Genomic DNA, 26,941 nt, shown 5'->3' with positions numbered 1-26,941 from the left:
GGCCGCGTTAGGCCGCGCCGATGCGGATCAGCGCCGGCGGTTCTAACACACTGTCGAGACCGGCGATGGCGTCGAGCGCCTGCATCATCGCGCCCTCTGTCGTTTCATGCGTTACCAATACGATCGGCACCGATTCGCCGGGCGCGCGCCCATGTTGCAGCATGGATTGCAGGGACACGCCGGCATCGCGCAGCACGGCGGTGACGTCCGCCATCACGCCCGGCCGGTCACGAACCATCAGGCGCAGGTAATAGGCGCCCTGATGCGCCGACATCGGCAGCGCCGGCAGTTGGCCCAGCGCATCGCCTTCCGCGCCCCAGATAGGCGTCAGGCGGCCACGCGCCAGATCGATAAGGTCGGCCACTACCGCCGAGGCGGTGGGGCCGGCACCGGCGCCGCGGCCCATCAGCATAACGCGGCCGACGAAATTGCCCTCGGCCACCACGGCGTTGAAGACCCCGTCGACCTGCGCGATTTCCTCGGCTTCCGGCACCATGGCCGGATGCACGCGCATGGAAACGCCGTCGGCGGTGCGGCGGGCGATGCCCAGCAGCTTGATGCGGAAGCCGAGCTCGCGGGCGAAGGCGATATCCAGCGCGGTGATGCGGCGAATACCCTCGACATGCAGCGCCGAAAAATCGACCGGTTGGCCGAAGGCCAGCGCGCCGAGGATGGCGAGCTTATGGGCGGCGTCGACGCCATTGATATCGAAAGCGGGGTCGGCCTCGGCATAGCCGAAGGCCTGGGCGTCGGCCAGGACTTCCGCGAAGTCGCGGCCCTGCTCGCGCATCACCGTCAGGATGTAGTTGCAGGTGCCGTTGAGAATGCCGGAGACGGAGATGATCTCGTTCGCCGCCAGCCCTTCGCGCAGCGCCTTGATGGCAGGAATGCCGCCGGCCACCGCCGCTTCGAAGCCGAGCGGCACGCCATGCGTCTCGGCCAGGGCCGCGAGTTCTGCGCCATGCAGGGCCAGCAGCGCCTTATTGGCGGTCACCACCGGCTTGCCGGCGCGGATGGCGGCGCGCACCGTTTCGGCGGCCGGACCTTCGCTGCCGCCGATGACTTCCACCACGACATCGACATCCGGGTCGGCGGCCAGCGCCACCGGATCGTCATGCCAGTTCAGCCCCTCGGTCGCGATGCCACGGTCGCGCGTGCGGTCGCGGGCCGAGACCGCCGTCACGGTAATCGGCCGGCCGGCGCGGGCGGCGATGATCGCCGCATTCTGCCGCAGGACGGTGACCGTGCCGGCACCGACGGTGCCAAGCCCTGCTATGCCGACGCGCAAAGGTTTGTGGGGGTCGCTCATGCGGATACCTGCGGAGTAGGAGCCTCGGGGGAGGCTGAGGAATGGTTGCCGTCGCTGGCCAGGAAGGTGCGGATATTGCGCACCGCCTGCCGCAGGCGCTGCGTATTCTCGACCAGCGCGATGCGGACATGGCCGTCGCCATATTCACCGAAGCCGATGCCGGGGGCGACGGCGACGCGCGCCTTTTCCAGCAGCAGGGTCGAGAAATCCAGGCTGCCCATATGGGCATAGCGCTCGGGGATCGGCGCCCAGGCGAACATGGAGCCGCGCGGGCTCGGCACTTTCCAGCCCGCCGCCTCCAGGCCCGGGATCACGACGTCGCGCCGTTCGCGATACAGGGTCCGCGCGGCGTCCACGCAATCCTGCGGGCCGTTCAGCGCGGCGGTGGCCGCGACCTGGATGGGCGTGAAGGCACCGTAATCGAGATAGGATTTCATGCGCGCCAGCGCCGTCACCAGCCGCTGATTGCCGGCGGCGAAGCCCATGCGCCAGCCCGGCATGGAATAGGTCTTGGACATGCTGGTGAATTCCACCGTCACGTCGCGCGCGCCTTCCACCTGCAATACGGACGGCGGCGGCTCGCCCTCGAAATAGAGTTCGGCATAGGCAAGGTCGGAGAGGATGAAAAACTCATGCCGGCGGGCCAGCGCCACCAGTTCCTTGTAGAAATCGAGGCTGGCCAGTTCTGCCGTCGGGTTGGACGGAAAGTTCACAATCAGCGCCGTCGGCTTCGGCACGGAATGGCGCACGGCGCGGTCGATGGCGCGCAGCATCTCGTCATCCGGCGTTCCGGGAATGGAACGCACGCCCGCGCCCGCGATGATGAAGCCGAACTGATGGATGGGGTAGGACGGGTTCGGCACCATGATGGTGTCGCCGGGCGAGGTGATGGCGGCGGCGAGGTTCGCCAGACCTTCCTTCGAGCCGAGCGTCGCGATGACCTCGGTCTCCGGGTCCAGCTTCACGCCGAAGCGGCGGTCGTAATAGCCGGCCAGCGCGCGGCGCAGGCCGGTAATGCCACGGCTGACCGAATAGCGATGCGTGCGCGGGTCTTGCACCGCTTCCACCAGCTTGGCCACGATATGCGGCGGCGTCGGACTGTCCGGATTGCCCATGCCGAGATCGATGATATCGGCGCCTTCGGCGCGGGCGGCGGCCTTAGCCTTGTTGACGACGGCGAAGACGTAAGGCGGAAGCCGGCGGATGCGGTGGAACTCTTCGGTCATGGCAGCTGGTCCGGACGGGGGTGAAGCACGAAGGGGAAAAGGCGTTACGCCCAATCCCCCTGTGGCTCAATCCGTTCAATCGTCAATCCACCAATCGCGCCAGACCGCCTTGGCCGAGCGCCTGGGCGGTCGGCACCAGCGTGCGTGCCGGCATGCCGTCCGCGATCAGCTGCACGGTGATCGCCCGGCTGCGCTCCAGCGCCAGCGGCATGGCGGCGGATTGGTCCGCCAGCGTGTCGCTGGTGGCGTCGCCATAGCCCGTCACTGCGATCCGCGCGGTCTGGTGCTGCTGGACCAGTTTCAGCAGCGCGCGCTTCATCGGCGCCGAAAGAATGGCGGAGCGGGGCGGGAAAGCAACGGCCACCGGCGGCACGGGCGGCAAGGGGACCGGCGCCATATAGGGGGCCGGCTGTGGCAAATGCTTGGGCGCGGCATAGGTGGAGGGCACGGCCGAGATAGCGAAGCCGGCCACGGCGGGCGGGGCCGGCACGCTATCCGGCAGCGCGGGCGGATGGGCCTCGTCCGGCTGCACCACGGGGGCGGTGGCGCCCGGAACGCTCAGCCCGTTATCGGGATCGAAGAAGGTGTAATGCGTGCCGACGGCCTTGCCTTGCACCGGCTGTCCGGCGGCGTTTACCGGCACCGCCTGCGGGCCGGGGCTGGGGGCTGTCTTCTGCGGCTGATCCGGGCCACCGAAGGTCACGCTCGTGCCAGCGTTGCTGGCAGCGGGAGCCTCGGTCGCGGCGGTGGCGGCGGCGACGGTCTTGGCCGAAGCCATGCCGGTATTGGTGCTGCCGGCAGGGCCTTGGGCATTGGCCAGCCGCTGGATGGCGGCGGCATCGGCCGCCGATTCTGCGGGCGCCTGGGCTGCCTGCGCCGCAGGCGCCACAACCTTGGCCGGGGCCGGCTTGGGAGCGCCAGCAGCACCATTGGCCGGCGCGCCGGCTGCGGGTGTCTGCGGCAGTGTCGGGATCGGGTTATCGGCCGCGTATTGATGGGCATTGGCGCCCTGGGACGCCAGCGCGGCCTTGAGGTCGGCCCATTCCGCATCCCCCATGCCGGCCGGACGCTTGGGCGCATTGGCCAGATGCGGGAAAGGCGCATGGGGATTGGGCGGCGGCGGCCGGTCCTGTGCGATCGCGCCGCCTTCCATATTATGCCACCAGGAAATGGGGTCGATGGAATTGGGCACGTCGCTGCAACCCGCCAGCAGCAGCAACAGGGCAGCGGGGGCCGCGCTGCGGCCCAAGCGGGCGACGGAGGCGTAAAGCCGTGAACGGGTCGCGCTTCCGCGCGATAGCCCCAGCGAGACTGTGGCTTGAACCCGGCTGGTCCCAGCCTTACCCTCATAATCGGTTAGCAACATACAGCCCTGGTCCCTGTAGACGAGGGCTGGTCTAGCCCAAGCGGCGAACGCCGGAAAGGATCGTGTCATGGCGGATAGCGAGAAACCGGACAGCCAGGACATCCGCCTGCCCGATCCCGAGCTTGTCCGACGGACCATGACCGATATCGCCGAGCGGTCCCAGCGCATCATGCTGGGCTGGCTGAAGCGCCAGGAGGCGGAAAAGCCGCAGGTGCCGTCGGGCCAGCCGGACCCGTTCAATATCGGCTCGGCCTTCCTGGAAATGACGGCCAAGCTGATGGCCAATCCCGCCCGGCTGATGCAGGCGCAGATGGGCCTGTGGAACGACTATATGGCGCTGTGGCAGAACACGACCCGCCGCATCATGGGCATCGAGACCGAACCCGTCATTGCCGCCGATCCGCGCGACCGCCGCTTCAAGGACGGTGCCTGGCAGGACAATGAAATCTTCGACTTCATCAAGCAGAGCTATCTGCTGTCGGCGCGCTTCGTGCAGGACGTCGTAAAGGATGTCGATGGGCTGGAGCCCAAGGTCGCGCAGAAGGTCGATTTCTATTCGCGCCAGTTCGTCGATGCGCTGAGCCCGAGCAATTTCGTTCTCACTAATCCTGAAGTGCTGCGCCGCACGGTGGAGACGGGGGGCGAGAATCTGCTCAAGGGCCTCACCAATCTGCTGACGGATCTGGAGCTTGGACGCGGCAAGCTGCGCATCCGCATGACCGATACCGAGGCTTTTCGGCTCGGCGAGAATATCGCGACCACGCCGGGCAAGGTCGTCTGGCAGACGCCGCTGATGCAGCTCATCCAATATGCGCCCGCAACAGAAGCGGTTCTGAAACGGCCGCTTTTGATCATCCCGCCCTGGATCAACAAATTCTATATTCTCGACCTGCGCGCCAAGAACAGTTTCGTGCGCTGGGCCGTGTCCCAGGGCCACACAGTCTTCATGGTGTCCTGGGTCAATCCCGACGAAGAACTCGCGGCCAAGGATTTTGAGAATTACATGACGGAGGGCGTGCTCGCGGCGCTCGACGCCATCGAGCGGATCACGGGTGAGCGCGAGATCAACGCCATCGGCTATTGCCTGGGCGGCACGCTGCTGGCCTCGACCCTGGCCTGGATGGCGGTGAAGAAGGATCGCCGCATCAAATCCGCCACCTATCTGGTGACATTGCTGGATTTCTCGGAAGCCGGGGAACTGGGCGTCTTCATTGACGAACAGCAGATCCAGGCGCTGGAAGAGCGCATGAACAAGCGCGGCTATCTGGAAGGCAGCGAAATGTCGCAGACCTTCAATATGCTGCGCGCCAACGACCTCATCTGGTCTTTCGTGGTCAACAATTACCTGCTCGGCAATGAGCCGTTCCCCTTCGATCTGCTGTATTGGAACGGCGACAGCACGCGCATGCCGGCGGCCATGCACAGTTTCTATCTCCGCCGCATGTATCAGGAGAACAAGCTGAAGGAACCCGGCGGCGTCAGCCTCTGCGGCGTGCCGATCGATCTTTCGCGGGTTAATGTGCCAACCTATATGTTGGCGGCCAGAGAAGACCATATCACGCCCTGGAAATCGACCTATCAGGGCCTGCACTATATGAAGGGGACGAAGCGCTTCGTGCTGGCTGCCTCCGGCCATATCGCGGGCGTCGTCAACCACCCGGAATCAGGCAAATACAGCCATTGGGTGGCGTCTTCGACCCCTGACAACCCGGATGACTGGGAAGACGCCGCGACCGAGATCGCTGGGTCGTGGTGGCCGGACTGGCAGCGCTGGATTGCGAAGCTGGCGCCGGAAACCGTGCCGGCGCGCGAGGCGGGGGCGAACGTCACGGTGATCGAGGACGCGCCGGGTTCTTATGTGAAGGTTGTCGCCTGAACATAGTGTGAACTCCGGTGGTGACGCAGGAGCGCTGGCCGGCTAAGACGCTGGCATGACCTCTGACATCATCGCGCTCATTCTCGGCCTCATCGGCCTTGGCCTAGGCCTCATCGCTTTCGTCACGGCCCGAGGCGGCGGTGCGGCGCGGGAGCAGGCGGCGGAAAAGCTGCGTCTGCAAGCCGAGCAGATCCTGGCCGGCATTCGCAGCGAAGCGGACAGCACGCGCGGGCAGATTTCGGCCGCCGAACGCGGCCTGACGGCGGCCATCCAGACCGGCACCACCGGCGCGCTGACCAAGGCCTTCGAGCAGATCACCCAGGCGACAACGGCGGTCGGCGCCTCGATGGACACCATGCGCCAATCGGCGGTCGAGGAGCAGCGCCGCATCGGCGCGACGCTCGACCTGCAATTGACGACACTGCGCGAGAGCAACGAAAAGCGGCTGGCTGAGATGCAGGCGACGGTGAACGAGCAATTGCATGCCGCCGTCGAAAAACAGATGGAGCAGAGCTTCGCCCGCGTCGTTGATCAGTTTACCGCCGTGCAGAAAGCGCTGGGCGATGTGCAGGCGGTCACAGCGCAGATCGGCGACATCAAGCGCCTATTCACCAATGTCAAAACGCGCGGCGGCTGGGGCGAGGCGCAATTGCGCGCCATGCTGGAAGACGTGCTTCCCGCCGGCAGTTTCGAGGCCAATCGCAAGCTGCGCGACGATACCGATGACATGGTGGATTTCGCGGTCGCCATGCCCATGCGTGGCGGCGCGAAGGTCTGGCTGCCGGTCGACGCGAAATTTCCGGTGGAAGATTACGAGCGTCTGATCGCGGCGGCCGAGGCTGGCGATGCCGAGGGCGAGCGCTTAGCGCGGCGCGGGCTGGAACGGCGGTTGCGCGACGAAAGCCGCAAGATCTACGAAAAATACATCAACCCGCCGGTGACGGTGGAATTCGGCGTGCTGTATCTGGCGACCGACGGGCTCTATGCGGAAGTCGCCCGCGTGCCCGGACTGCTGGAGGAGATGAGCCGGGAATGCCGGGTCATGATCCTCGGCCCCAGCCTGTTTCCGGCACTGCTGCGCACCGTCCAGCTCGGCCATGTCACGCTGGCGCTGGAGGAGAAGGCGGATCAGATCCGCGCGCTGCTCGGTGCCACCAAGACCGAAATGCTGAAAATGGATGTGGTGCTCGGCAAGCTTGCCAAGAACGCCTCGGTGATGACGAATACGATCGAGACGGCGCGCACGCGGGCGCGGGCCGTCGGGCGCAAGCTGAAGGGGCTGGAAGCGATCGACGCCGCCCAGGCGGACGAGCTTCTGGAACTGGAAGCCAGCCTGCCGGCGCTGGAGCAGGACGACGCCTGACGGCTAGGGGTTCAGTCCTCCGGCGCGCCGGCCGTCATTTCGCCCACGACCATGGTTTTCAGGGCGCTGCGCAGAGCCGCAACCTTGTCGGCGCCATTCACGTGCGACCGTCAAGGGGTGAGGGGGGCAGCATAAAAGGCGGCGGGCTGGAATCCCCTGTTATTCCAGCCCGCCTCTCGAACCCTCAGAACCGGTAGCCGATACCGACGCCGATCACTGTAGGGTTGAGGGCTGTCTTGGCCGTAACCTCACCCACGGCACTGTCGATATGCGCGGTGGTATTGAGGAACATCTGTTTCGCATCGAAATTCGCGAACCAGTGACCGGAGAAATTGTAGTCGAAGCCGATGTCGAGCGACGGGCCTGCCGTCGTGTCCAGGCTGAACTTGTTAATGACCGGTTCGGACGGCTGGGTCGCGTAGAAGAAGGCGACGGCGACGCCCAGCCCGACATAGGGGCTGAAGCGGTCATTCGGCAGGAAGTGATATTGCACGGTCAAGGTCGGCGGCAGCACATGGGCGCGGCCGACATCGACATGGCCGAGCGACGTGTCGCCGGCCGAGATGCTGTGCGCAGTGCTGGCCGCGATCAGTTGCAGCGCCCAGTGATTGGTCAGGAAATAGGTGCCGGTCAGCTCCGGGGACACGCCGCCGCCGGCATTCACCTGGCCGCCGATCGGCTTGATGTTGCTGGAAAATGTTTCGGGGATAACGCCGATCACGCTGAGGCTGGCCTCAAAGCTGCCCGCATGAAGCGGCACGTCGGCGGGTTCGAAGAAGCCGGGCGAGCTGAGAGAAACCGGGGTTTGATTGTTCAAGCTCTGCGCCTGCGACACTGCCGGATACAGGCCGAGCGCCGCGATCGCACCAAGCCCCACCACCTTCAACCGCTTCATGCGATCCTCCATCACGTTGTCCGTGACGGCATGAAGTCAGCGAAACGGACAAAAAACTTTGATCGAGCGCAAACGCAGTCTATGTTGCGGCGCAATGCAGCCTTGCGGGGCAAGATGTTTGGGAACGTTTAAAGGGCAGGCGGACACTTCGGGTGCGAAACCACTCCGCATCGTTTGTTTGCCGGCTTGATCGGCTTTGCTAAGCTTTGGTGACAGTGAGAGTGGCGGCCCTTTCGGGGCTATTCCTGGCCCGGCATAGGTTGTTGTTGCCAACCTAAGCGATAGATTGACCCGATTTCGAGGCTGGAGGCGGCTCTGACGACCGAAAAGTTTGAGGCGATGCTGGCGGAGATCGATGCCCGCTACTTTGATGCCGACTTCTATCGGGAGAGCTATCCGGATATCGCCAGGGCGGGGATCGATCCGCTTCAGCATTACGTCAGCTGGGGCGTCTATGAAGGCCGCGATCCGAACGCCTTCTTTTCCAATACCTGGTACCTGCTGCAGAATCCGGATGTGATGGAGGCCGGGATTCAGGCGCTGCATCACTATGCGACCTTCGGCGTGGCGGAAGGGCGCGATCCACACCCCAATTTCGACGTCGGCTTCTATGTCGATCAGGTGCCGGAAGCGCGCAGCGAGCCGCTGCTCTATCATCTCCGCTTCGGTCGGGCGCGGGGCCTTCCCACCCAGCGTCCTTTTTCCGTGGCCGACGCCATGCCGTCCCGCGCGGCCTTCCATGAGCCGCCGGCCGATGTCGCGGTCGATATCGTCATTCCGGTCTATCGCGGCATCGCGGAAACACAGAACTGCCTGCGCAGCGTGCTGCGCGATAAGCGGCCTGGGCGTCCGGGGCTTTTGCACCGCATCATCGTGATCGATGATTGCTCGCCCGAACCGGAACTCTCCCGGTATCTTGATCGGCTGGCAGCCAGAGGCTTCATCCATCTGCTGCGCAATCCACGCAATCGCGGCTTTGTCGGCTCCGCCAATCGCGGCATCAAGGAAGCCGGCAGCCGCGACGTGGTGCTGCTCAATGCCGATGCGGCGGTGCCGTCCGGCTGGCTGAGCCGCCTGGCCGGCCAAGCCTATAGCCATTCTAAAATCGCCAGCGTCTCCCCGCTGTCCAATAACGCGACGCTCTGTTCCTATCCCGGGGTACCCGGCGGCCCCTTGCCCTTCGGCGAAAGCCTGGAAGCGATCGACGCCGCCTGTGCCGGCGCCAATGCCGGCCGTGCCGTTTTCACGCCGACCACGGTCGGCTTCTGCATGTATCTGCGCCGGGACGCGCTGGACGAGCTGGGACCGCTGGATGCCAAGACCTTCGGCCGTGGCTATGGCGAGGAGAGCGACTATTGCATGCGCGCCAATGCCGCCGGCTGGCGCCATCTGCTGGCCTGCGATCTTTTCGTCTATCATCGCGGCGAGGTCAGTTTCGGCACGCTGGTGCCGGAACGGGCGACCAATGCGGCGCTTCTGCACGCCCGCTGGCCGGACTATCAGCGGCGCGTCGCGCTGCATCTGCGGCTGGACGAGGCGCTGCCTTTCCGGTTCGCGACCACGTTGCAGCTTTTCGCGACCAATGGCCTGCCGACGATCCTGATGGTGCAGCACGCCTATGACGGTGGCATCGGTCAGTATATCCGCGACCTCGCGCAGCGGTCGCTCGGCCGGGCCAATGTTCTCGTCATCCGCGCCACGATGGACGGGCGCGGCGTGGCGCTCGGCGTGCCGGCGGGGGAAGGCCATCTGGACTACCTGATTCCCCTGCCCAAGACCGAAATCGACGACCCGGATCTGGCCGCCAAGGTGGCGCAGGACGCGGTGCTGAAGGATGTGCTTTCGCTGCTGGCCCCGCTGCGCATCGCCCGCGTTCATGTGCAGCACTGGGTCAATCTCAAACTGGATTTGCGCGGGCTGGTGCGCGGGCTGGGCGTGCCCTTCGACGTGACGGTGCATGACTGGTTCGGCATCTGCCCGCGCATCAATCTGCTGCCGGTGGCGGATGCGCGCTCCTGCGGCGAGCCGGCGCCGGCCGTCTGCGATCGCTGCATCCAGGCGCGGGACGATACCGCTGCTCATGACATCACCGGCTGGCGCGCGGAACATGCCTGGCTGTACCGGCTTGCCGACCGCGTCTTCTGCGCGACCGAGGACAGTATCGCCCGGCTCGCGCGCTATGGCCTGGCCGACCGCGCCGTATTGGCACCCCTGGAAGCGATGCCGGCTTTGGTGCCGCCGCGCCCGATCCCCAGACCCGTTTCCACCAAGGGACGCGCGGGCGCGGAACGTCCGTTGCGCGTCGCCGTGATTGGGGTTCTGGCGGACCACAAGGGCGCGCAAAACGTCCTCGCATTGGCTGAAAGCGTCATACCCGCGCGGCTGGCCATTACCGTGATCGGCAAGGTTGAACGCGGCATCCCCGATGCGGCACGCGCCGTCCTGCACGAAACCGGCATTTATAAGCCCGAGGCTTTGCCGGCGCTGATCGACCGCGTCGATCCGGATGTGATCTGGTTTCCGGCCACCTGGCCCGAGACCTGGAGCTATACGCTGACCCAGGCGATCCTGTCGGGCCGCGCCATTCTTGCCTCCAATCTCGGCGCCTTCGGTCCGCGCCTGGCCGACCATCCCCGCGCGCGGCTGATCGCGCCCGACGCGATGCCCGAGCAGGTGATCGCCGCGCTGTCGGCACTGGCGCGGGTCGATCCGCCGGCGCAGGGCGGTCGGCGGGTGGACAAGTCCCTACCGGCCAAGCTGCCGCCAAGTTTCTACGACACCGGCTATCAGTCCGTTCTGTCGGCCCCGGCCTTGCGCTCCACGACGAGCAGCGCACCGACCGACCTGCGCCGGCCGGGCAAGCTGTCCGTCGTCCTGGTGCCGGAACGGCTGGATATCGGCGTTCTCAGCGCCTGCACCTATATCCGTGGCCTGCTGCCCTTGTCCCATGCCGCTGCCGGCCGGGAGGTGGAGGTCACCATCGCCTCAGCCCAGGATGCGCTCGGCCTCAAATCCGATCTCGTGATGGCGCAGCGCTTCGCCGTTCCGGACCCGAAGGCGGCCCGTGCGCTGCTGGCGCATCTGCGCGCTACCGGCACGCCGCTACTTTATGATCTGGACGATGATCTGGTCGGTCTGCCGGACGATCATCCGGAGGCGGATCGTCTGCGGCCTCTGGCCGCCGGCATCACTGTGCTGCTGTCGGGCGCTGCCCGCGTTCATGTTTCGACCCCGCGCCTGGGCGAGCGGCTGGAGAACCTGGTGCCGGGCGGCGCGGCGGCGATCGACATCGTGCCGAACGGCCTGGATGAAAACCTATGGTCGCTGGAGGCCGCCGGCATGGACCTTGCCGGCTTGCAGGCTCAAGCGGCGGCGGGCGTGCAGACCGGGCCGGTGCGTATCCTCTATATGGGCACCGCGACGCATGGGTCAGACCTAGACCTGATCCTGCCGGCGCTCAGCCGCCTGAATGATACATTCGGGGACCGCATTTCGATCGACATCGTGGGCGTGGTCGGGCCGGGCACCCTGCCGTCCTTTGTGCGGCGTGTGGACGTGCCGCGCCGCGCCGGGCTGTCCTATCCGGCTTTCGTCGGCTGGCTGACGGATCTGCACCGGCGCGAGCCCTGGGCCATCGGCCTCGCCCCGCTGGTCGACACTGCCTTTAACCGCTGCAAGTCCTCCATCAAGATGCTGGATTATGCGGCGCTGGGCTTGCCCACGGTCGCGTCCGACATGGCGGCCTATCATCCCATTGCCGACAGGCGGCTGGCGCAGCCACTGAGCCTGGAGGGGGTCGAATCCGGCGGCTTTCTCGCGGCCGATACCGGGCAATGGTATCATGCGCTGGCCGGGCTGATCCGCCGGCCGGATTTACGCATGGCCATGGCCCTGCAAGGGCGGGCGGCATTGCTGCGCGACGGCACGCTGGGGGCGCAGGCGGCGCGGCGGCGCGCTGCCTTGGATGTGATTGCAACGGCTGCTGTCCGCGCCACGCCACGCCCGCGCCAGGCGAAGGCGTCGCTTGTGGCCCAGGTGGCAGGCGCCAGCCTGGCCGCTGCCGATGCCGCCCCCAAGAAACGTGTGCTTTCCTCGGACGGCGCCTAATCTCGGCCTGATCCCAGCCGCGCCGGAGAATGGACTGTGCTGCATGCTTTGACCAAACGCTTCCTTTCCTCGCGCGAGGATCTGTCGCGCCACCGGGATGACCCGGCAGGGCAGCGGGTGACGAATATCGAACTGTTCTTCGACCTCGTCTTCGTCTTCGCGGTTACCCAGCTGTCGCATAGCCTTCTGCCCGAGCCTTCCGGCATCAAGGCGCTGCATACGCTGCTGCTCTTCGGCGCCATGTGGTGGATCTGGATCGATACCAGCTGGGTGACGAATTGGCTGGACCCTGATCGTCCGCCCGTTCGCCTGCTGCTGCTGGCGCTGATGCTGGGCGGACTGGTTCTGGCGGCATCGATCCCGGACGCTTTCGGCGCGCGCGGCCTGGTCTTCGCGGCCAGCTATGCCGTGATGCAGGTAGGCCGCTCGCTCTTCATGCTCTGGGCGCTGTATGGGCGCAGCCGCAGCAATTTCCGCAATTTCCTGCGCATCACGATCTGGATGGTGGCGACCGCCGTGCTGTGGATCGCCGGCGGCCTCGCGGGCGGCGAAACGCGCTTTGCCCTCTGGCTGCTGGCATTGGTACTGGACCTCGGCTCCGCTTGGGCCGGTTTCTGGGTGCCGGTCCTGGGCCGGTCCGTGACGTCGGACTGGGATATCGACGGCGCCCATCTGGCCGAGCGCTGCGCCGGTTTCGTGCTGATCGCGCTTGGCGAATCCATCACCGTGACAGGCGCGACCTTTTTCGAGGCGCAGTGGTCGCCGCCCATTCTCTGGGGATTCCTGGCCGCCTTTCTGGGCACCGCCGCCATGTGGTGGATCTATTTCGACAGCGGCGCCGAACGCGGCAGCCGGCATATCGCCGAAGCCGCCGATCCCGGCCGCATCGCCCGCGTGCTCTATACCTATGTTCATGCGATCATCATTGCCGCCGTCATTCTGGGCGCGGTGGCTGACGACATGACTTTGGCAGAAGCCGGCCGGCCGGCCGGTCCGGCGGAACTGCTGGTGCTGCTGGGCGCGCCCATTCTGTTCCTGATGGGCAATATCGCCTTCAAACAGGCGCTGATCGGCCGCCTGCCGCTGTCGCATCTTGTGGGCCTCGCCTTGATGATCGGCGTGGCACTTTGGTCCGCCGGGCAAAGCCTGCTGGCGGTCAATCTCGCGACCAGCGCCGTGCTGATCGTCGTCGCCATCTGGGAGAGCCGGTCCTACCGCCGGCCAGCCGCGCGCTAGGCGGGATCATTGCGGTTTGATGAGGCCGCCGCGTGCCGCTAGAAGACCGCAACCATCGGATGTGAGGACGGGTTTTCATGCAGATCGAATGGACGGCGGGACCGGAGGCATTTGCGGCGCGGGCGGCAGCCCATGTGGTGGATTGCCTGGCCCAGATCGACGCGCCCGCCATCGCGCTGCCCACCGGCATGACGCCCGTTGGCCTCTACCAGCAGCTGCTGGCCTTGCAGGCGGCGGGCGAGGTCGATCTCAGCGCAGGCCATTATTTCAATCTCGACGAATATGTCGGCATTTCTCAAACGGACAGCCATAGTTTCGCGGCTTTCCTGGGCCGGTATTTTCTCGACGAATCCCTGATCCCGGCCGACCATATCCGCCTGCTGCAGGGCGACGCGCCCGATATCCTGGCCGAAGCCCGCGCCCATGACGCGGCGGTGGCTGCGCGCGGCGGGCTGGATTTCGCCATCCTCGGCCTCGGCGGCAACGGCCATATCGCCTTCAACGAACCGGGTGTCGCCTGGACCGAGGGCACGCATATCGTGCCGCTGACGGAAGAGACGCGCGCCGCCAATGCGGCCTATTTCGAGGACGGTTTCACGGTGCCGGGTGAGGGCGTCACCATGGGCGTCGGCATGCTGCGCGGGGCGCGGCGCATCCTGCTGATGGTCTCGGGCGCGGCGAAGGCCGATGCGCTCGCCAGGCTGCTGGCCGGCAAGACCGATCCGGCCTGGCCGGTGACGGCGCTGTGCGGCCATCCCGATCTGATCGTGATCGCTGACGAAGCGCTGCGCCCGGCATGAAGGCGCTTCTGGCAGCCGGCGGTCTCGTACTGTTAAGTGCGTTGCCGGCCATGGCGGCCAATATGCAGCTCTGCCGTCCTGGCCAGACGGACGCCGCGCCGAAGCCTTTGCCGCCGAGCCTGATCAATGCAGCGCGCCGAGGCTTCGGCTATACGCAGATGCCGGCGGCCGTCGTGACGACGATGACCGTGTTCCGCTGCGCCGCCGGACAGCCGATGATGTGCAGTGTCGGCGCCAACCTGCCTTGCGGCAAGGCGGACAAGGCAACCAGCCTGCCGGGCGTCACCCAGTATTGCGCGGCCAACCCGCAGGCGGCTTTCGTGCCGGCCTATATCACCGGTCACGACACGCGGTATCAATGGCATTGCGCGGCAGGCCAGGCGGTGCCGACCAGCCCCGCGCCACTCGATGCGCAGGGCTATTTCGCCGAATACTGGAAAGCTTCTAGCCCGTAGGACTAGGTCTACTGCGCGGGCGGTGTCATCGGGCCGCAGAGCTTCGCCATCTCGTCATCGGCACTGTAATAAGGCGCGTTGACGCCCTTGGCGTGATGCGCCGTCCATTCCACGAAGAAGGGCCGCCAGCCGGTCAGGCTGTTATCCTTGCCGCGATATTGCACGAATCCGCAAAGTGCGACGCTTTTGCCGTTGGATTCGAACTCGCCAGCGAATTTGGCGCTGCTCGGATGCGCGACCGAGCTGGCGATATAGGCCTCGGCCAAGTCCTGCACTTTGCCATGCGGCGGCGTGACGATCGTGCGCGCCTTGAAGGCCGCCTGGGTCTCGGGCGTTACCTGAATGGGCATTGCCTTGCCGATATAGGGCTGAGGATAAACCTGCTGCTGGCTTCCGGCACAGGCCGCAAGAGGGGCACCGAGCAGAGCCAGCATCACGAAGGGGCGGCAATTCATGGTTGGATTCCCAAGTGGATCGAGTTTTCGCTCCATACGGGATTGCAGCGCCGCACCCAAGATGCAGCTTTCCTATTTCTGTCTCACATTATTCGGCTATAGGAGGTTTAAGCCCAAGCGAGTAGGTCCGGTGGTCGGTGCTATCCAAAAGAGTATTAGTTCTTTGAAGCCGAACCTGACCTGGGCCGCCAAGGCTGGGATCGGTTTCGCACGCCGCCATCTGTCCAGCATCATCATCGCTTTCGTCGCGGTGATGGGGGTATCCACCGTCATCGCTTATGTCATCAGCCGGGACGATCAGACGCAGCTCCGCGCCTATGTCTGGGCAACCCGTGACATCCGTCTGGTGCAATTCGCGCTTCTCGACACGCAAAGCGGTGTCCGCGGCGTTGTGCTTTCGGCTCAGCCCACCGATTTCGCGGCCTATGTGCGCGGCGTCAGCGAACTGAACAATGCCGAAGGCGATATCTTCAAAGATATAGACGATCACGCCTTGTCCCAAAATCTGGGGGAGACGACGGCGCATCCGGTGACCGACCGCATCGCTACCCTGCGCGCGGCCTGGTCGCAGGCTGTAATCCTCGCCATGGATCATGAATCGGATCAGGCGGAAACCGTTCTTACCAAGGCCCAGACGTCGCAGTTGATGGCGCAGCTGCAAACCATGATCGGCGGCTATCTCGATTATCGCAGTGCCAAGGTCGATGCCGACTGGCGCCGGATCGCGGCCGAGCAGAACCTCATTTTGCTCATCAACCTGCTTGGCGCCATCATCGCTATTGCCGCGACCTCCTATGCTTTCGCCACCAGCCGGCGAGAGGCCAAGGGCCGTGAGGCCGCGATCGGCGCCAGCCTCGTGGCGCGCCGGGAGGTGGAAACCCTGTTTGGCATGACGGAGATCCTGCAAAGCGCCGCCACCAGCGAAGACGCCAATGCCGTGCTGCGGGCGACCGCGACCGAGCTTCTGGGCGATTTCGGCGGGGCGCTTTACGTTTTCAACAATTCGCGCGACCGGCTGGATTTCGCGACGGAATGGGGCGCGTCGGGTGCCGATGCGCCGCCGCTGCATATCGCGCCGGACAGTTGCTGGGCGCTGAAACGCGGCAAGCCGCATCTGAACGGACGCGGGGAGCAGGCGCTCCGCTGCGCCCATAGCGATTGTTCCGGCACGGCCTTCGAGATTCCCATCGTCGCGCGGGGCGAGATTCACGGCCTGCTGATCCTGCGCGGCGACAGCCTGCGCGATGCCGAGACGCTGAAACGCATCCAGCCCATCGCCATTGCCCTGGCCGATGCCATGTCGCTGGCGCTGTCGAATATCGTGCTGAGAGAGCGCCTGCGCAATCAGGCGCTGCGCGACCCGCTAACCAGCCTCTACAACCGCCGTTTCCTGGAAGAGATGCTGGAGCGCTTGACGACGGATGCCGAGCGGCGGCGCACGCCTGTCTCGGTCATCATGCTGGACCTCGACCATTTCAAGAATTTGAACGACCGCTACGGCCATGCGGCCGGCGATCTGGCGCTGCGCGACACCGCAGGCGCGGTTCTGGCCTCTCTGCGGCCGGCCGATATCGCCTGCCGCTATGGTGGCGAGGAACTGGCGATTCTGCTGCCGGATACGACGCTGGAGGTGGCGGTGGCGCGGGCCGAGCAGATCCGCACCGCGATCGGCGCTACCACCTCGAACGGCATCACCGTCACGGCCTCCTTCGGCGTCGCCTCCATGCCTGAGAATTGCAGCCGCGCGAACGAATTGCTGCCGACGGCGGACAAGGCGCTGTATCTCGCCAAGGACCAGGGCCGTGACCGTGTCGTGGCGGCGCCGCTGCGCCCCTCGGCCGATATGGTCCAGCTGACCCATGCCGGCTGGAATCTGGCAGACAAGCGCGCCGGGGACTGAGAGGCGTCAGTCCTTGGCTGCTTGCGTGATTGCAGCGGCAAGCTGCCGGTCAAGCGTGATCAGCTCGGCTTTCAGTTCCTGAGATAGCCAGAGATAGCTTGCGTCATAGACCGTGAGGCCGGTTGCCAGGGCAAGCGCAAGACTTGCATCGTAATCGACGGTGAGTTCCTGAATGCCCAGTCGATGACGCAAGCCGAAGCTGCGTAATAGCGCGGGCCTTTTGTCAGGGTGCCGCCGACCTTTAATCAGGCACACATTCGCCAGTTCGAAGCCGAGGAGCGTTGGCGCGACCAGTCTGGCGCCCGCTATCCGTTGTGCGATAATGTCCGCTTCGGGTTCGTCAAATAGAAAGGCTGCGACGGCAGAGGCATCGATGACCTTAACGGCCATCGCGGTCGGCGCGCAGAATTGCCACGGATTCGCTGGGTGTCTGAAGGTCTAACAGGCGGATTTCCGCCCGAAGTTCTGCAACGTTTGTCGCGGCAGGCTCTTGCGCCGCCGCTTCGATAATCGACAGCAATTCGCCTTGCAGCGAGCGATGATGCCGCTCGGCGCGCTCACGCAGCCGCTGAACGACGTCGTCAGGAGCATTCTTGATGGATAAGGTCACGGGCATGGAGTCAATCTGGCGCCGTTTTGGAGCCAGATTCAAGAGATTTAGCTTACCGCTCTTCCGCCGTGATTGCCGCTTCCAGAATATCCAGCGCCTGCATCATCTGACCTTCGGTGGTGACCAGCGAGGGCGTCAGCGTCAGCACATTGCCCATCGTTGTCTTGAAGCTCAGACCCTGGTCGAAGGCGCGATACAGAATGGCTTCGGCGGCGTCGCTGGCGGCCGTCTTGGCCGCACGGTCCGTCACCAGTTCGATGCCGAGCAGAAAGCCCCGGCCGCGCTCATCGCCGATCAGCGGATGCTTGGCTTTCATGGCGTGCAGCCGGTCCAGCGCGACGTCTCCAACCCGACGGGCGTTTTCCACCAGATCCTCGTCCTCGATGATCTGAATGGTCGTCAGCGCGGCCCGCGCCGTGACGGGGTTTTTCTCATGCGTGTAATGGCCGAAGGCATAGGCGCCGGCGACGTCAAGCTCCGGCCGGCACAGCACCGCCGCGATGGGCAGAATGCCGCCGCCCAGCGCCTTGCCCATGACCAGAATATCGGGTGTGACACCGTCATGGTCGCAGGCGAACATGCGGCCCGTCTTGCCCAATCCCGTCGGGATTTCATCGAAGATCAGCAGCGTCCCATGGGCGCGACAGGCCTCGGCCACGGCCTTCCAATAGCCCGGCGGCGGCAGATAGGGTACGGCGCGGGCGGGTTCCGCGATGACGGCCGCGACATCGCCTTCGCGTTCCAGCACATAGCGTAGGTAATTCGCGCAGGTCATATGGCAGAGGTCGAGGTCCGGCACGCCGTTCGGCGCCGGATAGCCGTAGGGGCAATGGTAGCAGGCGAAGGGCGCCACATGCTCCGTGCCCGGCAGCAGCGGCCCGATGGGGCCAGAGCGGAACATCGCCTCGCCACCGACGCTGGACGCGCCGAAACCGGCACCGTGGAAGGCGTCCCAGAAGGAAATCGTCTTGAAGCGACCCGTGGCGGCGCGCGCCACTTTCAGCGCCACTTCGATGGCGTCCGACCCGCCGGTCGTGAACAGGATCTTTGACAGGTCGCCCGGCGCGATCTCGGCCAGCTTTTCGGCCAGCGCCACGGCGGGTTCGCAGGTGAAGCGGCGTGGCGCGAAAGGCAGAGCGTCCATCTGGGCGGCAATCGCCGCCTTCAGGCGCGGATGGCCGTAGCCGATGTGATGGACGTTATTGCCGTGGAAATCCATGTAGCGGCGGCCCGCCACATCCTCGATCCAGATCCCCTCGGCCCGCGCGATGGCGTTAAGGCAGGGGGTGGAAACGGATTGGTGCAGAAAGGCCGCCGCATCGCGGTCGATCAGGTCGCGGCCTGCGCCCCGAATGTTCTCGGCGGCCCATGCGCGGCGGCGCGGCGAATGGTTGACGTCGCCTTCGCCGGCGCGAACGGGGCTGGTCACGCGACGGCGCTCAGGGCGTCTCGCCGCGTTCCATGCGCGCTTCGATCTCATCCAGCACCGGCACCAGATCGGCGATGCTGTCGATGACGAAATGCGCACCGACGCCGAGCAGCGTATTCTCCGCGCTCGCGCGGAGCGATGCCTGTTCTTCCTCGGGCGTCGCCAGCCATTCCTCATGGCTGAGGCCGACGCAATTGCCGGAGACGCTGACGCCGACCGTCCAGGTGCCGGCGGCGAGGCCTTCCAGGATGCCCGGCTCGGTATCGTCGATCTTCACCACGGCGGAGGGGGGATAGACGCCCAGATCCGCGAAGCAGCGATACATCATCAGCGGGCTGGGGCGGCCGTCCGCCAGGTCACCGGCGCAGACCAGATTGTCCGGCACATAGCCTTGAGCGGCGGCCAAAGGCAGCACGCGTTCCATGATCGGGCGGACATAGCCGGTGGTGGAGCCCAACTTCATGCCCCGCGCCCGCACGGCTTTTGCCATGTCCACGGCACCCGGAATGAGGGTGCAGAAATCGCTGACCACTTCGGTATTCAGCGGCACGAAGATGGCATACAGCGCGTCGATCTCGGCCTCGCCCGGCAGGGCGCCGTGGGTTTCCGCCCAGCGCGCCGCAATGTCAGGGTCCGCCATCAGCGCCGCGATATGGGCGCGTTTCGGCAGGCCCATGGGTTTGCGCGCTTCCGCGACCGAAACCGCGACATCGAAACGCCGATAGGCTTCGACGAAGGCGCCCATCGGCGCGCGGGAGCCGAAATCGATGACGGTACCGGCCCAGTCGAAGATCGCGGCCTTGAGGTGATGGCTCATGCGCAAAGCTCCTGAATGACTTCTTCGCCGATGGCGAAAGCGGTGGAAGCGCCGGTGCCGCTGGTGACGACGGTCAGAGCGACGTCATCCATGGGCTTGTCGAGCAGCGCGAGACGGTCGGGCGCGGAGGCATAGGTGCCGATCCAGCGCTCGGTAATGTCGTATTCCACGCCCGGAAAGACGGCGTGGAATTCATCCAGCACCAGATCGTCCAGCGCCGTATCGCCGAAGGGGTCCATGGTGGTGCCATAGACATGGGTGTCACCGACGACGAGGCTGCCATCGGCCGATTGCACGGCAATCAGATGCACGCCGCCGGCCAGATGTGGCGCCTGTTCCTGTTTCAGACGCGCGAGCAGGGGGGCGGCTTCCGGCAGTTCCGAATAGCCGAGATAGCGGACGAGGGAGAGATCGGTCATCACCGCGCAGCCCAGCGGCAGGGGCTTGCGGGGCTTCAGCCGCATCATCTGCAATTTGGAGCGCGTGACGCTGAATTCCGCCAGCCGGTCAGGGAAAAGCGTCGCCAGATCATCGCCCGGGCAGACCGCGATCTTGGCAGCCTCGATGACGCCGTCGCTGGTGAAAACGCGTCCGCGTTCCACGCCATGCACGGCCACGCCGCGCAGCACGGTGACGCCACGCGCTTCCGCCAGCCAGGCGTTGAGACGGGGAATGGCCTCACGGGATTCAACCCGACGGTCATGCGGGGAATAGAGCACGCTCTCGGCCTCGCCGGTCATCCAGGGGAAGCGCTTGCGGCCTTCCTCGGCCGACAGCAGTTCGCAGCCGACGCCCATTTCCGGATGGTCCCGAAAAGCTTCCAGCACCACGGCCGCTTCCGGCCGGCGGGCAACCACGGCCAGGCCCTGATGCAGAACAGAAATACCGGCCTGGGGCGCGACCTCTTCCCAGATGTCGCGGGACCGCATGGCGCGGCGCCAGCATTCGCCCTGCTGCTGGCCCGTGACGGTGACAAAGCCGAAATTGCGGATGGACGCGCCGACCGAGCGCTGGTCGCGGTCGATCATGACGACGCGCAGACCGAGGCGGCTCGCGGCCAATGCATGAGCGATGCCCACGATGCCGGCACCGACAATGGCAATGTCATAGGTCATGGGCGAACTCGTATAGATGTGTCCGCCTATTAGCGAGCCGCGCGGGGCGGGAGCAATGGCCGTTATGCTGGTCCGCGCCCCGCTTTCATCAGACCGTCATGCAGAAGGTCTCAGCTGACGCTGCCGACCATCCAGAAGCTGGGCGGCGCGGTACCGTTCACCGCGTAATCGCCGACGATGCGCTGCTTGTAGATCAACGGATTATGGGAGGAGAGGGTGCGGGCATTGCGCCAATGCCGGTCCAGCGCCGTGGCCCGTACGGTCGCCGACGCGCCCAAGGCATCGAACAGGGTTTCGGTCGCTTCCAGCACCAGCTTGGCCACCACCGGCTGCGCCTGATCGACGCCGATTTCGCTGACGATGGCGGCCTGGGCGGCCTGCTCCGGCTGCCCAGCGATGGAAAGGTCATAGACCAGCTGCGCGCCCTGGGCGGCCTGCAACGTGGTGGCGGCGGCGGCATAGGCCAGGCTGCGGACATGGCCGACCACCTGCAAGACCTGCGGATCGGTCTGCACCGTTCCGGCCGCACCATGGCTATAGGCGCGGCGGCGGGCGGCCACCTGTTCCGTCAGATCCCGCGCGGCGGCGCGGCCGATGCCGGAGAGCGTCGCCAGATGCACCAGCTGATAGAAGGCGGTGCGGTATTTGGAGCGCGCGTCGAAGGGAAAGACGTCGCCCGGATGCACGGCCGCATTCTCGAAAACCGTGGTGCCGCTGCCCGTCAGCGTCTGGCCGAAGCCGGACCAGTCGTCATGACGAGTGACGCCTTCGGCGGTGGCGGAGACGAGTCCGCTCAGCACTTCGCCGTCCTTCTCGGCGGCGAAATTGATCCAATCGGCATAGAGCGTGCCGGTGCTGTAGAATTTGGTGCCGCTCAGCCGCAGCAGGTCGCCGTCCGTGGTCAGGCGGGTTTCGAAGGAGCCGAGCGTATTGCCGGCGGCTTCGCTCAGCGCGCTGCCGACCAGCTCGGCCGCCAGGAAGCGCGGAATCCAGCGCGCCCGCCGGTCTGCCGTGCCGGCGGCCAGAATATCCTCGACCGCGCCGAAATGGGCGCGCAGCGCCTGGGTGACATTCGAATCGGCCGCCGACAACTCGATCAGCAGGCCGAACAGCTCAGGAATCGTGGCGCCGAACCCGCCCTCTGCCACGGGGATCCGCACCGTGCCGAAGCCGGCCGCCTTCAGCCAGGCAATCGGCTCATACGGCAAAATGCGCTCAGCCTCGCGCTGAATGGCGCCTTCCGCGATCTGGCGGAAGATCGGCCGGAACCGCTCGGCCAACGCCGGATAGCTGGACGAGACGGGGGCGGGCCAGGCGGTTTCGGTTTCGGTCATGAGCGCCTCAGAATTAACTATTTAATTTCAGTATTTACAAGTGACGTCGCGTATTTGCACTATCTCGATGTTGTTTATCGTATCGCGCGTCCGGCCATGCGTCTATGGCCGGCGACGAGAAGAGGAGAGACGCGGGTGACCCAAGCGTCGCGACAGATTCATCTCGCAGGCTTTCTGATCGCGGGTCCGGTCGTCCATAGCCACGCCGTCTGGCGCCATCCGCGCACCACGCGGCGCTTTACCGATCCCAGGCTTTACGCGGACGTTGCGGAAATCCTGGAGGAAGGCCTGTTCGACTTCCTGTTCTTCGCGGACCGTCTGGCGGTCTCCGACCAGGCCGATGGCAGCCGGGACGCGGCCTTTCGCTACGGCAGTCAGGATCCGGCGCGGTTGGACCCGCTACCCGTCGTCTCCTACCTGGCGGCCACCACGCGCCATATCGGCCTCGGCGTCACCCGCTCCACCACCTACTACCAGCCCAACCATATCGTCCGCAGCTTCACGACGCTCGATCATCTCAGCGGCGGGCGCGGGGCGTGGAACGTCGTCACCTCCATGAATGACAGCGAAGGCCGCATCTTCGGCCAGGACCGGCATATGGAGCATGACCTGCGCTATGACCGCGCCGACGAGTTTCTGGAGGTCGCCTTCAAGCTTTGGCGCAGTTGGGAACCGGACGCCCTGGTGCATGACAAGGAAGCCGGCTTCTTCGTCGATCCGGCGAAGGTGCATGCCGTCGATCATCGCGGGCAATTCTTTGCGGTCGAAGGCCCGATGAACATGCCGCCCGGACCGGCCGGCCATCCCGTCATCATCCAGGCCGGCGCCTCGGGGCGCGGCCGCCGCTTCGGCGCCCGCTGGGCGGAAGCCATTTTCGCCATCAACCGCAGCATCGAGGACGGCATCGCCTTCCGCGCCGATGTCCGGCGCCTGGCGGTGGAACAGGGACGGGCCGCGGACAGCGTGCGTATCCTCACCGCCGTGATGCCCTTCATCGGCCGCACCGAGGCCGAGGCGATTGCGCTGCGCGACGCGCATAACGCGCTCGCCCGGCCCGAACTCGGCATCGTCACGCTGTCCGGCCAGCTCAATTTCGATTTCGCCAAATATGATCTGGCAACGCCGGTCGCGGATCTGGCGGGGGATAACAGCCTGCCGGCGGCGGTGCGGGAGAAGTTGGCCACGCTGGGCGGGCCGGGGGCCACGCTCGACAGCGTCGGCCGCGAATGGGCCGCCAGCATTCGCGTGCCGCAACTCTGCGGCACCGGGCCGCAGATCGCACGGATATTGGCAACATGGTTCGATGCCGGGGCCTGCGACGGCTTCGTCATCAGCCCGGCCTATCTGCCCGGCAGTTTCGCGGAATTCGCCGATGAGGTCGTGCCTGAACTGCAACGTTTAGGTCTTTACCGAAAGCGCTATACTGGCAGCACGCTGCGCCACCACCTGCGCGAGGATGACAGGGCGGTGCAGACGCTGCGGCGCTCGGCCTAAACCAGATAAATAAAACAGAACTGGGAAAAACCATGCCGGACACACAGATTTCCACGACTGCGCTTTCCGAGACCGACCGGCGGGCACGCTGGCGGCCGGAAACCATCGCCCTGCACGGCGGCAGCTATCGCGCCGACCCCACGACCGGCGCGGTCGCCGTGCCGATCTATCAGACGACATCCTATCAGTTCCACGATACCGGCCACGCCGCGCGCCTGTTTGCGCTACAGGAACTGGGCAATGTCTATACGCGCATCACCAATCCGACGCAGGACGCGCTGGAACAGCGCCTGGCCGCACTCGAAGGCGGGGTGGCCGCTCTGGCGCTCTCCTCCGGCCAATCGGCCTCGGCCTTCGCCATTCTCAATATCGCCGAAGCCGGCGACAATATCGTGAGTTCGACGGATCTCTATGGCGGCACCTGGGCCTTGTTCGCCAATACGCTGCGGCGCCTGGGCATCGAAGTGCGCTTCGTCGATCCGGCGGACCCTGAAGCTTTCGCGCGCGCGACCGACAACCATACCCGCGCCTATTATGCCGAGACTTTGCCCAATCCGAAGCTGGAAGTGTTTCCCATCGCGGAAGTCGCCGCCATCGGGCAGCAATTCGGCATTCCGCTGATCGTGGATAATACCGCAGCACCTTTGACGGTGCGGCCCTTCGACCACGGTGCCGCGATTGTTGTTTATTCAACAACAAAATATATCGGCGGTCATGGCACCTCCATCGGCGGCGCCATCATCGACGGCGGCACATTCGATTGGGAAAAGCACAAGGCACGCTTCCCGCTGCTGGCCGAGCCGGACCCCGGCTATCACGGCGCGGTCTGGATTGAGGCCGCAAAGCCGCTGGGCCCCATCGCCTATGTGCTCCGCGCGCGCGTGGTCTTGCAGCGTGACCTGGGCGCCGCCGTTTCCCCCTTCAACGCCTTTCAGTTCATCCAGGGGATCGAGACGCTGCCGCTGCGCATCCGCCAGCACAATGCCTCCGCGCTCATCGTCGCGGACTTCCTCAAAGGCCATGACAAGGTCACGCGCGTCATCCATCCCAGTCAGCAGACGGGACAGGCGCGGGCGCGGGCCGATCGCTATCTGCGCGGCGAATTCGGGCAGGGTGCGCTGCTCGGCTTCGAACTTGGCGGCGGTGCGGAGGCCGGCAAGCGCTTCATCGATGCGCTGCAACTTCTTTATCACGTCGCCAATATCGGTGACGCGCGCAGCCTGGCCATTCATCCGGCGTCCACCACCCATTCGCAATTGACGGTGGAGGAACAGGCACGCACGGGCGTCACGCCGGGCTATATCCGGCTGTCCATCGGTCTGGAACATCCCGAGGATATTCTGGACGATCTGCGTCAGGCCTTGGCGCAAGCCTGATTGGTTTAGCCAAATAGCGGCAGGCTTGGCCCCTGTTTCAGCGTGCGGGCTTCTGTCGCGGGCCTGGGCGGCGGGATTGATGGGTCAATCTCGTCCGCCAGGCCCGCGTCATTCTGCTGCGCGCTATTGACGCGAGTGGAAACGGGCCAGGCGCGCAATGTGCCAGCGGGCGTGGGTTTCAGCAGATCGGATGGGTCGCGGTCCGTCTCGCCCAGCCACAACGGCCAATCCTTCGGTGCCAGCGTCAGCGGCATCCGTTCATGCAGGGCCGCGACATCCGCACCGGCGACGGTGGTGACAATGGTGAAGCTGCGGATGATGGCACCGTCCGGCCCGCGCCAGCCTTCCCACAACCCGCCGAAGACGAGCGGCGCGCCGTCCATGCGTGCCACGGCATAGGGCTGCCGGCCATTGGTGCCGGTATGCCATTCGTAGAACAGCGTCGCCGGGATCAGGCATCGCCGGCCGCCCTGATAGGCGCTGCGAAACAAAGGCGAGGTCGCCAGCGTCTCGGCCCGTGCATTGATCGGCCGCGGCGCGCGTGCCAGTTCCTTGGCGAAATGCGGCAGAAAGCCCCAGTTCAGCGCGTCCGCACGGCGGGCGCGCGTTTCCGGGTGGCGGCGAATGACCAGGGCGTCTTGCCGGGGCGTGATGTTCCAGGACGGTGCCTGGCCGGGCAGCTCGCCACCAATGGCAAACAATGCCTCGATCTGCTCGGGGGGAAGGGTGGACGCGAAACGACCGCACATACCGCCCTTGTGGCGCGACGGGTGCGAGTCGCCAAAGCCCTTAGCCGCCGCCGGCGACCGACAGAAATTGGCTCAATGCCGGTGTCAGTTTCTCTTCGTGCCAGACCAGCCAAAGCTCGGCATGGGCCGGTGGGTCCACCAGCAGCGGTCGCGCCGCGATCTCCGGCCCGGCCAATGCGGCGATGGCTTCCGGCACGATGCCGAAGCCGAGGCCCGCCGCGACCAGGCCCAGCACGCTGCCAACTTCCGAGACATGCCACTTCACCGGCAGCTGAATGCCGGCGGCCCGCGCCAGTTCCGTCACCACGCGCATGATGCCCACGGCTTCGCTGTCGGGCAGGCCGATCATCGTCTCCTGCGCCAAGTGCGCGATGGGAATGGCGGGCAGGCGGGCCAGCGGGTGGTTGTGCGGCAGAATGACCGACAGCGCCTGGCGGGAATGGAAACGCGCCTTCAGCGGCGGCGCGACGTCGATCGGCGCGCGGACCAGCGCGATATCGATATCCCCACTGGCGACGGCGTCCAGCAGGGTCAGGATGCTGCCTTCGCGCAGGCTCAGTTCCACGCCGGGAAAGCGATCCCGCATCTGCCGCAACTCGGCCGGAAAGCGCCGCTCGAACATGGCCGAGCCGACATAGCCGAGCACGATGCGCCCGGCCTCGCCCCGCGCCACGCGGCGCACCTGTTCGATGGTTTCGCCATGCAGGCGCAGCAGCCGTACGGCCTGGTCGCGGCATTGCGCGCCGGCGGCCGTCAGGTCGATGCCGCGCTTCCGGCGATGGAACAGGCGGGCGCCGATAGCGGTTTCCAGCCCACGTATCTGCTGGCTGAGCGCGGGCTGGGCGATGCCCAGCGCCTCGGCCGCGCGGGCCATATGCAGCGTTTCGCAGACGGCCAGAAACACCTGCAACCGGCGCAGGGAGACGGTGGAGAGAAGGGAATTCATAAGATCAAACGTATCAATATAGCGGATTGAAGTATATCGATCTTCATCAATGGACGGGCCAATGTGCCGGCAGATCAGGAGGC

The 26,941-nt window shown here is 65.6% G+C and carries 22 protein-coding genes; 9 read left to right on the top strand and 13 right to left on the bottom strand.

Annotated elements, in window-relative coordinates; genetic code table 11:
• Nucleotides 1-7: 7 nt before the first annotated feature.
• The 3 genes from ASILVAE211_RS14825 to ASILVAE211_RS14815 all read right to left on the bottom strand — a co-directional run bounded on the left by ASILVAE211_RS14825 (nt 8) and on the right by ASILVAE211_RS14815 (nt 3,901).
• Nucleotides 8-1,309 (bottom strand): homoserine dehydrogenase, encoded by a 1,302-nt coding sequence (locus ASILVAE211_RS14825; RefSeq protein ID WP_227322113.1) that lies wholly within the window; start codon nt 1,307-1,309, stop codon nt 8-10.
• Nucleotides 1,306-2,535, bottom strand: a complete 1,230-nt coding sequence (locus tag ASILVAE211_RS14820) for an LL-diaminopimelate aminotransferase (RefSeq protein ID WP_227322112.1) — start codon at nt 2,533-2,535, stop codon at nt 1,306-1,308. Before ASILVAE211_RS14820 ends, ASILVAE211_RS14825 begins: the two co-directional genes overlap by 4 nt.
• Nucleotides 2,536-2,617: 82 nt before the next feature.
• The gene (locus tag ASILVAE211_RS14815; RefSeq protein ID WP_227322111.1) at nt 2,618-3,901 is read right to left on the bottom strand and encodes a hypothetical protein; all 1,284 of its coding nucleotides are present in this window, start codon (nt 3,899-3,901) and stop codon (nt 2,618-2,620) included.
• Between the two features lie 67 nt (nt 3,902-3,968).
• Between ASILVAE211_RS14815 and ASILVAE211_RS14810 the strand changes: the two genes are divergently transcribed.
• Both ASILVAE211_RS14810 and ASILVAE211_RS14805 read left to right on the top strand, forming a co-directional pair.
• Nucleotides 3,969-5,777 (top strand): PHA/PHB synthase family protein, encoded by a 1,809-nt coding sequence (locus ASILVAE211_RS14810; protein WP_227322110.1) that lies wholly within the window; start codon nt 3,969-3,971, stop codon nt 5,775-5,777.
• A gap of 55 nt (nt 5,778-5,832) precedes the next feature.
• Nucleotides 5,833-7,140: a DNA recombination protein RmuC gene (locus ASILVAE211_RS14805; protein WP_227322109.1), complete on the top strand. Its 1,308-nt coding sequence runs from the start codon at nt 5,833-5,835 to the stop codon at nt 7,138-7,140.
• A 184-nt stretch (nt 7,141-7,324) separates the two neighbouring features.
• Here ASILVAE211_RS14805 and ASILVAE211_RS14800 read toward each other — a convergent pair whose 3' ends face one another.
• Nucleotides 7,325-8,035: an OmpW/AlkL family protein gene (locus ASILVAE211_RS14800; RefSeq protein WP_227322108.1), complete on the bottom strand. Its 711-nt coding sequence runs from the start codon at nt 8,033-8,035 to the stop codon at nt 7,325-7,327.
• Nucleotides 8,036-8,374: 339 nt separating this feature from the next.
• Here ASILVAE211_RS14800 and ASILVAE211_RS14795 point away from each other — a divergent pair, with 339 nt between their 5' ends.
• The 4 genes from ASILVAE211_RS14795 to ASILVAE211_RS14780 all read left to right on the top strand — a co-directional run bounded on the left by ASILVAE211_RS14795 (nt 8,375) and on the right by ASILVAE211_RS14780 (nt 14,633).
• On the top strand, nt 8,375-12,142 hold the full coding sequence (locus ASILVAE211_RS14795; protein ID WP_227322107.1) for a glycosyltransferase: 3,768 nt from the start codon (nt 8,375-8,377) through the stop codon (nt 12,140-12,142).
• Between the two features lie 36 nt (nt 12,143-12,178).
• Nucleotides 12,179-13,378, top strand: a complete 1,200-nt coding sequence (locus tag ASILVAE211_RS14790; protein ID WP_227322106.1) for a low temperature requirement protein A — start codon at nt 12,179-12,181, stop codon at nt 13,376-13,378.
• Between the two features lie 77 nt (nt 13,379-13,455).
• Nucleotides 13,456-14,178: a glucosamine-6-phosphate deaminase gene (locus ASILVAE211_RS14785; RefSeq protein WP_227322105.1), complete on the top strand. Its 723-nt coding sequence runs from the start codon at nt 13,456-13,458 to the stop codon at nt 14,176-14,178.
• Nucleotides 14,175-14,633, top strand: a complete 459-nt coding sequence (locus tag ASILVAE211_RS14780) for a hypothetical protein (protein ID WP_227322104.1) — start codon at nt 14,175-14,177, stop codon at nt 14,631-14,633. The genes ASILVAE211_RS14785 and ASILVAE211_RS14780 overlap by 4 nt, the downstream gene beginning before the upstream one ends.
• An 8-nt stretch (nt 14,634-14,641) precedes the next feature.
• On the opposite strand, the gene ASILVAE211_RS14775 is transcribed toward ASILVAE211_RS14780, so the two are convergent.
• Nucleotides 14,642-15,088, bottom strand: a complete 447-nt coding sequence (locus ASILVAE211_RS14775) for a hypothetical protein (protein WP_227322103.1) — start codon at nt 15,086-15,088, stop codon at nt 14,642-14,644.
• 163 nt (nt 15,089-15,251) lie between these two features.
• On the opposite strand from ASILVAE211_RS14775, the gene ASILVAE211_RS14770 reads away from it, so the two are divergent.
• The gene (locus tag ASILVAE211_RS14770) at nt 15,252-16,988 is read left to right on the top strand and encodes a GGDEF domain-containing protein (protein ID WP_227322102.1); all 1,737 of its coding nucleotides are present in this window, start codon (nt 15,252-15,254) and stop codon (nt 16,986-16,988) included.
• Between the two features lie 6 nt (nt 16,989-16,994).
• Here the strand turns inward: ASILVAE211_RS14770 and ASILVAE211_RS14765 are convergent, their stop codons facing one another.
• The 6 genes from ASILVAE211_RS14765 to ASILVAE211_RS14740 form a co-directional block, all read right to left on the bottom strand.
• Nucleotides 16,995-17,378, bottom strand: coding sequence for a type II toxin-antitoxin system VapC family toxin (locus tag ASILVAE211_RS14765; RefSeq protein WP_227322101.1), 384 nt, complete (start codon nt 17,376-17,378; stop codon nt 16,995-16,997).
• Nucleotides 17,368-17,598 (bottom strand): FitA-like ribbon-helix-helix domain-containing protein, encoded by a 231-nt coding sequence (locus ASILVAE211_RS14760; RefSeq protein WP_227322100.1) that lies wholly within the window; start codon nt 17,596-17,598, stop codon nt 17,368-17,370. The genes ASILVAE211_RS14765 and ASILVAE211_RS14760 overlap by 11 nt, the downstream gene beginning before the upstream one ends.
• A 52-nt stretch (nt 17,599-17,650) precedes the next feature.
• Nucleotides 17,651-19,027 carry a (R)-1-hydroxy-2-aminoethylphosphonate ammonia-lyase gene (pbfA, locus tag ASILVAE211_RS14755; protein ID WP_227322099.1) on the bottom strand — a complete coding sequence of 459 codons (1,377 nt, stop codon included), beginning with the start codon at nt 19,025-19,027 and terminating at the stop codon, nt 17,651-17,653.
• 10 nt (nt 19,028-19,037) lie between these two features.
• A complete protein-coding gene (gene phnX, locus ASILVAE211_RS14750; protein WP_227322098.1) occupies nt 19,038-19,844 on the bottom strand; it encodes a phosphonoacetaldehyde hydrolase in 807 nt (268 codons plus the stop codon).
• A complete protein-coding gene (locus tag ASILVAE211_RS14745; RefSeq protein WP_227322097.1) occupies nt 19,841-20,959 on the bottom strand; it encodes a TIGR03364 family FAD-dependent oxidoreductase in 1,119 nt (372 codons plus the stop codon). The genes phnX and ASILVAE211_RS14745 overlap by 4 nt, the downstream gene beginning before the upstream one ends.
• A gap of 110 nt (nt 20,960-21,069) precedes the next feature.
• Nucleotides 21,070-22,293, bottom strand: a complete 1,224-nt coding sequence (locus tag ASILVAE211_RS14740; RefSeq protein ID WP_227322096.1) for an acyl-CoA dehydrogenase family protein — start codon at nt 22,291-22,293, stop codon at nt 21,070-21,072.
• A gap of 135 nt (nt 22,294-22,428) precedes the next feature.
• Here ASILVAE211_RS14740 and ASILVAE211_RS14735 point away from each other — a divergent pair, with 135 nt between their 5' ends.
• Together ASILVAE211_RS14735 and ASILVAE211_RS14730 are read left to right on the top strand one after the other, a co-directional pair.
• Nucleotides 22,429-23,787, top strand: a complete 1,359-nt coding sequence (locus ASILVAE211_RS14735) for an LLM class flavin-dependent oxidoreductase (RefSeq protein WP_227322095.1) — start codon at nt 22,429-22,431, stop codon at nt 23,785-23,787.
• A 32-nt stretch (nt 23,788-23,819) separates the two neighbouring features.
• Nucleotides 23,820-25,163, top strand: a complete 1,344-nt coding sequence (locus ASILVAE211_RS14730) for an O-acetylhomoserine aminocarboxypropyltransferase/cysteine synthase family protein (protein WP_227322094.1) — start codon at nt 23,820-23,822, stop codon at nt 25,161-25,163.
• A 5-nt stretch (nt 25,164-25,168) separates the two neighbouring features.
• Here the strand turns inward: ASILVAE211_RS14730 and ASILVAE211_RS14725 are convergent, their stop codons facing one another.
• Together ASILVAE211_RS14725 and ASILVAE211_RS14720 are read right to left on the bottom strand one after the other, a co-directional pair.
• The gene (locus ASILVAE211_RS14725; protein ID WP_227322093.1) at nt 25,169-25,912 is read right to left on the bottom strand and encodes an SOS response-associated peptidase; all 744 of its coding nucleotides are present in this window, start codon (nt 25,910-25,912) and stop codon (nt 25,169-25,171) included.
• A gap of 40 nt (nt 25,913-25,952) precedes the next feature.
• Nucleotides 25,953-26,858, bottom strand: coding sequence for a LysR substrate-binding domain-containing protein (locus tag ASILVAE211_RS14720; RefSeq protein WP_227322092.1), 906 nt, complete (start codon nt 26,856-26,858; stop codon nt 25,953-25,955).
• Between the last annotated feature and the right edge of the window lie 83 nt (nt 26,859-26,941).

The sequence above is a fragment of the Acidisoma silvae genome, assembly GCF_020618775.1.
Lineage (GTDB): Bacteria > Pseudomonadota > Alphaproteobacteria > Acetobacterales > Acetobacteraceae > Acidisoma > Acidisoma silvae.
This window is presented reverse-complemented; position numbering and strand designations above follow the sequence as displayed.

Bases quoted from the DNA above. Each gene is read 5' to 3' on its own strand.
- ASILVAE211_RS14825 (WP_227322113.1), bottom strand. From the start codon at position 1,309: ATGAGCGACCCCCACAAACCTTTGCGCGTCGGCATAGCAGGGCTTGGC.
- ASILVAE211_RS14820 (WP_227322112.1), bottom strand. From the start codon at position 2,535: ATGACCGAAGAGTTCCACCGCATCCGCCGGCTTCCGCCTTACGTCTTC.
- ASILVAE211_RS14815 (WP_227322111.1), bottom strand. From the start codon at position 3,901: ATGTTGCTAACCGATTATGAGGGTAAGGCTGGGACCAGCCGGGTTCAA.
- ASILVAE211_RS14810 (WP_227322110.1), top strand. From the start codon at position 3,969: ATGGCGGATAGCGAGAAACCGGACAGCCAGGACATCCGCCTGCCCGAT.
- ASILVAE211_RS14805 (WP_227322109.1), top strand. From the start codon at position 5,833: ATGACCTCTGACATCATCGCGCTCATTCTCGGCCTCATCGGCCTTGGC.
- ASILVAE211_RS14800 (WP_227322108.1), bottom strand. From the start codon at position 8,035: ATGAAGCGGTTGAAGGTGGTGGGGCTTGGTGCGATCGCGGCGCTCGGC.
- ASILVAE211_RS14795 (WP_227322107.1), top strand. From the start codon at position 8,375: ATGCTGGCGGAGATCGATGCCCGCTACTTTGATGCCGACTTCTATCGG.
- ASILVAE211_RS14785 (WP_227322105.1), top strand. From the start codon at position 13,456: ATGCAGATCGAATGGACGGCGGGACCGGAGGCATTTGCGGCGCGGGCG.
- ASILVAE211_RS14780 (WP_227322104.1), top strand. From the start codon at position 14,175: ATGAAGGCGCTTCTGGCAGCCGGCGGTCTCGTACTGTTAAGTGCGTTG.
- ASILVAE211_RS14775 (WP_227322103.1), bottom strand. From the start codon at position 15,088: ATGAATTGCCGCCCCTTCGTGATGCTGGCTCTGCTCGGTGCCCCTCTT.
- ASILVAE211_RS14765 (WP_227322101.1), bottom strand. From the start codon at position 17,378: ATGGCCGTTAAGGTCATCGATGCCTCTGCCGTCGCAGCCTTTCTATTT.
- phnX (WP_227322098.1), bottom strand. From the start codon at position 19,844: ATGAGCCATCACCTCAAGGCCGCGATCTTCGACTGGGCCGGTACCGTC.
- ASILVAE211_RS14745 (WP_227322097.1), bottom strand. From the start codon at position 20,959: ATGACCTATGACATTGCCATTGTCGGTGCCGGCATCGTGGGCATCGCT.
- ASILVAE211_RS14740 (WP_227322096.1), bottom strand. From the start codon at position 22,293: ATGACCGAAACCGAAACCGCCTGGCCCGCCCCCGTCTCGTCCAGCTAT.
- ASILVAE211_RS14730 (WP_227322094.1), top strand. From the start codon at position 23,820: ATGCCGGACACACAGATTTCCACGACTGCGCTTTCCGAGACCGACCGG.
- ASILVAE211_RS14725 (WP_227322093.1), bottom strand. From the start codon at position 25,912: ATGTGCGGTCGTTTCGCGTCCACCCTTCCCCCCGAGCAGATCGAGGCA.
- ASILVAE211_RS14720 (WP_227322092.1), bottom strand. From the start codon at position 26,858: ATGAATTCCCTTCTCTCCACCGTCTCCCTGCGCCGGTTGCAGGTGTTT.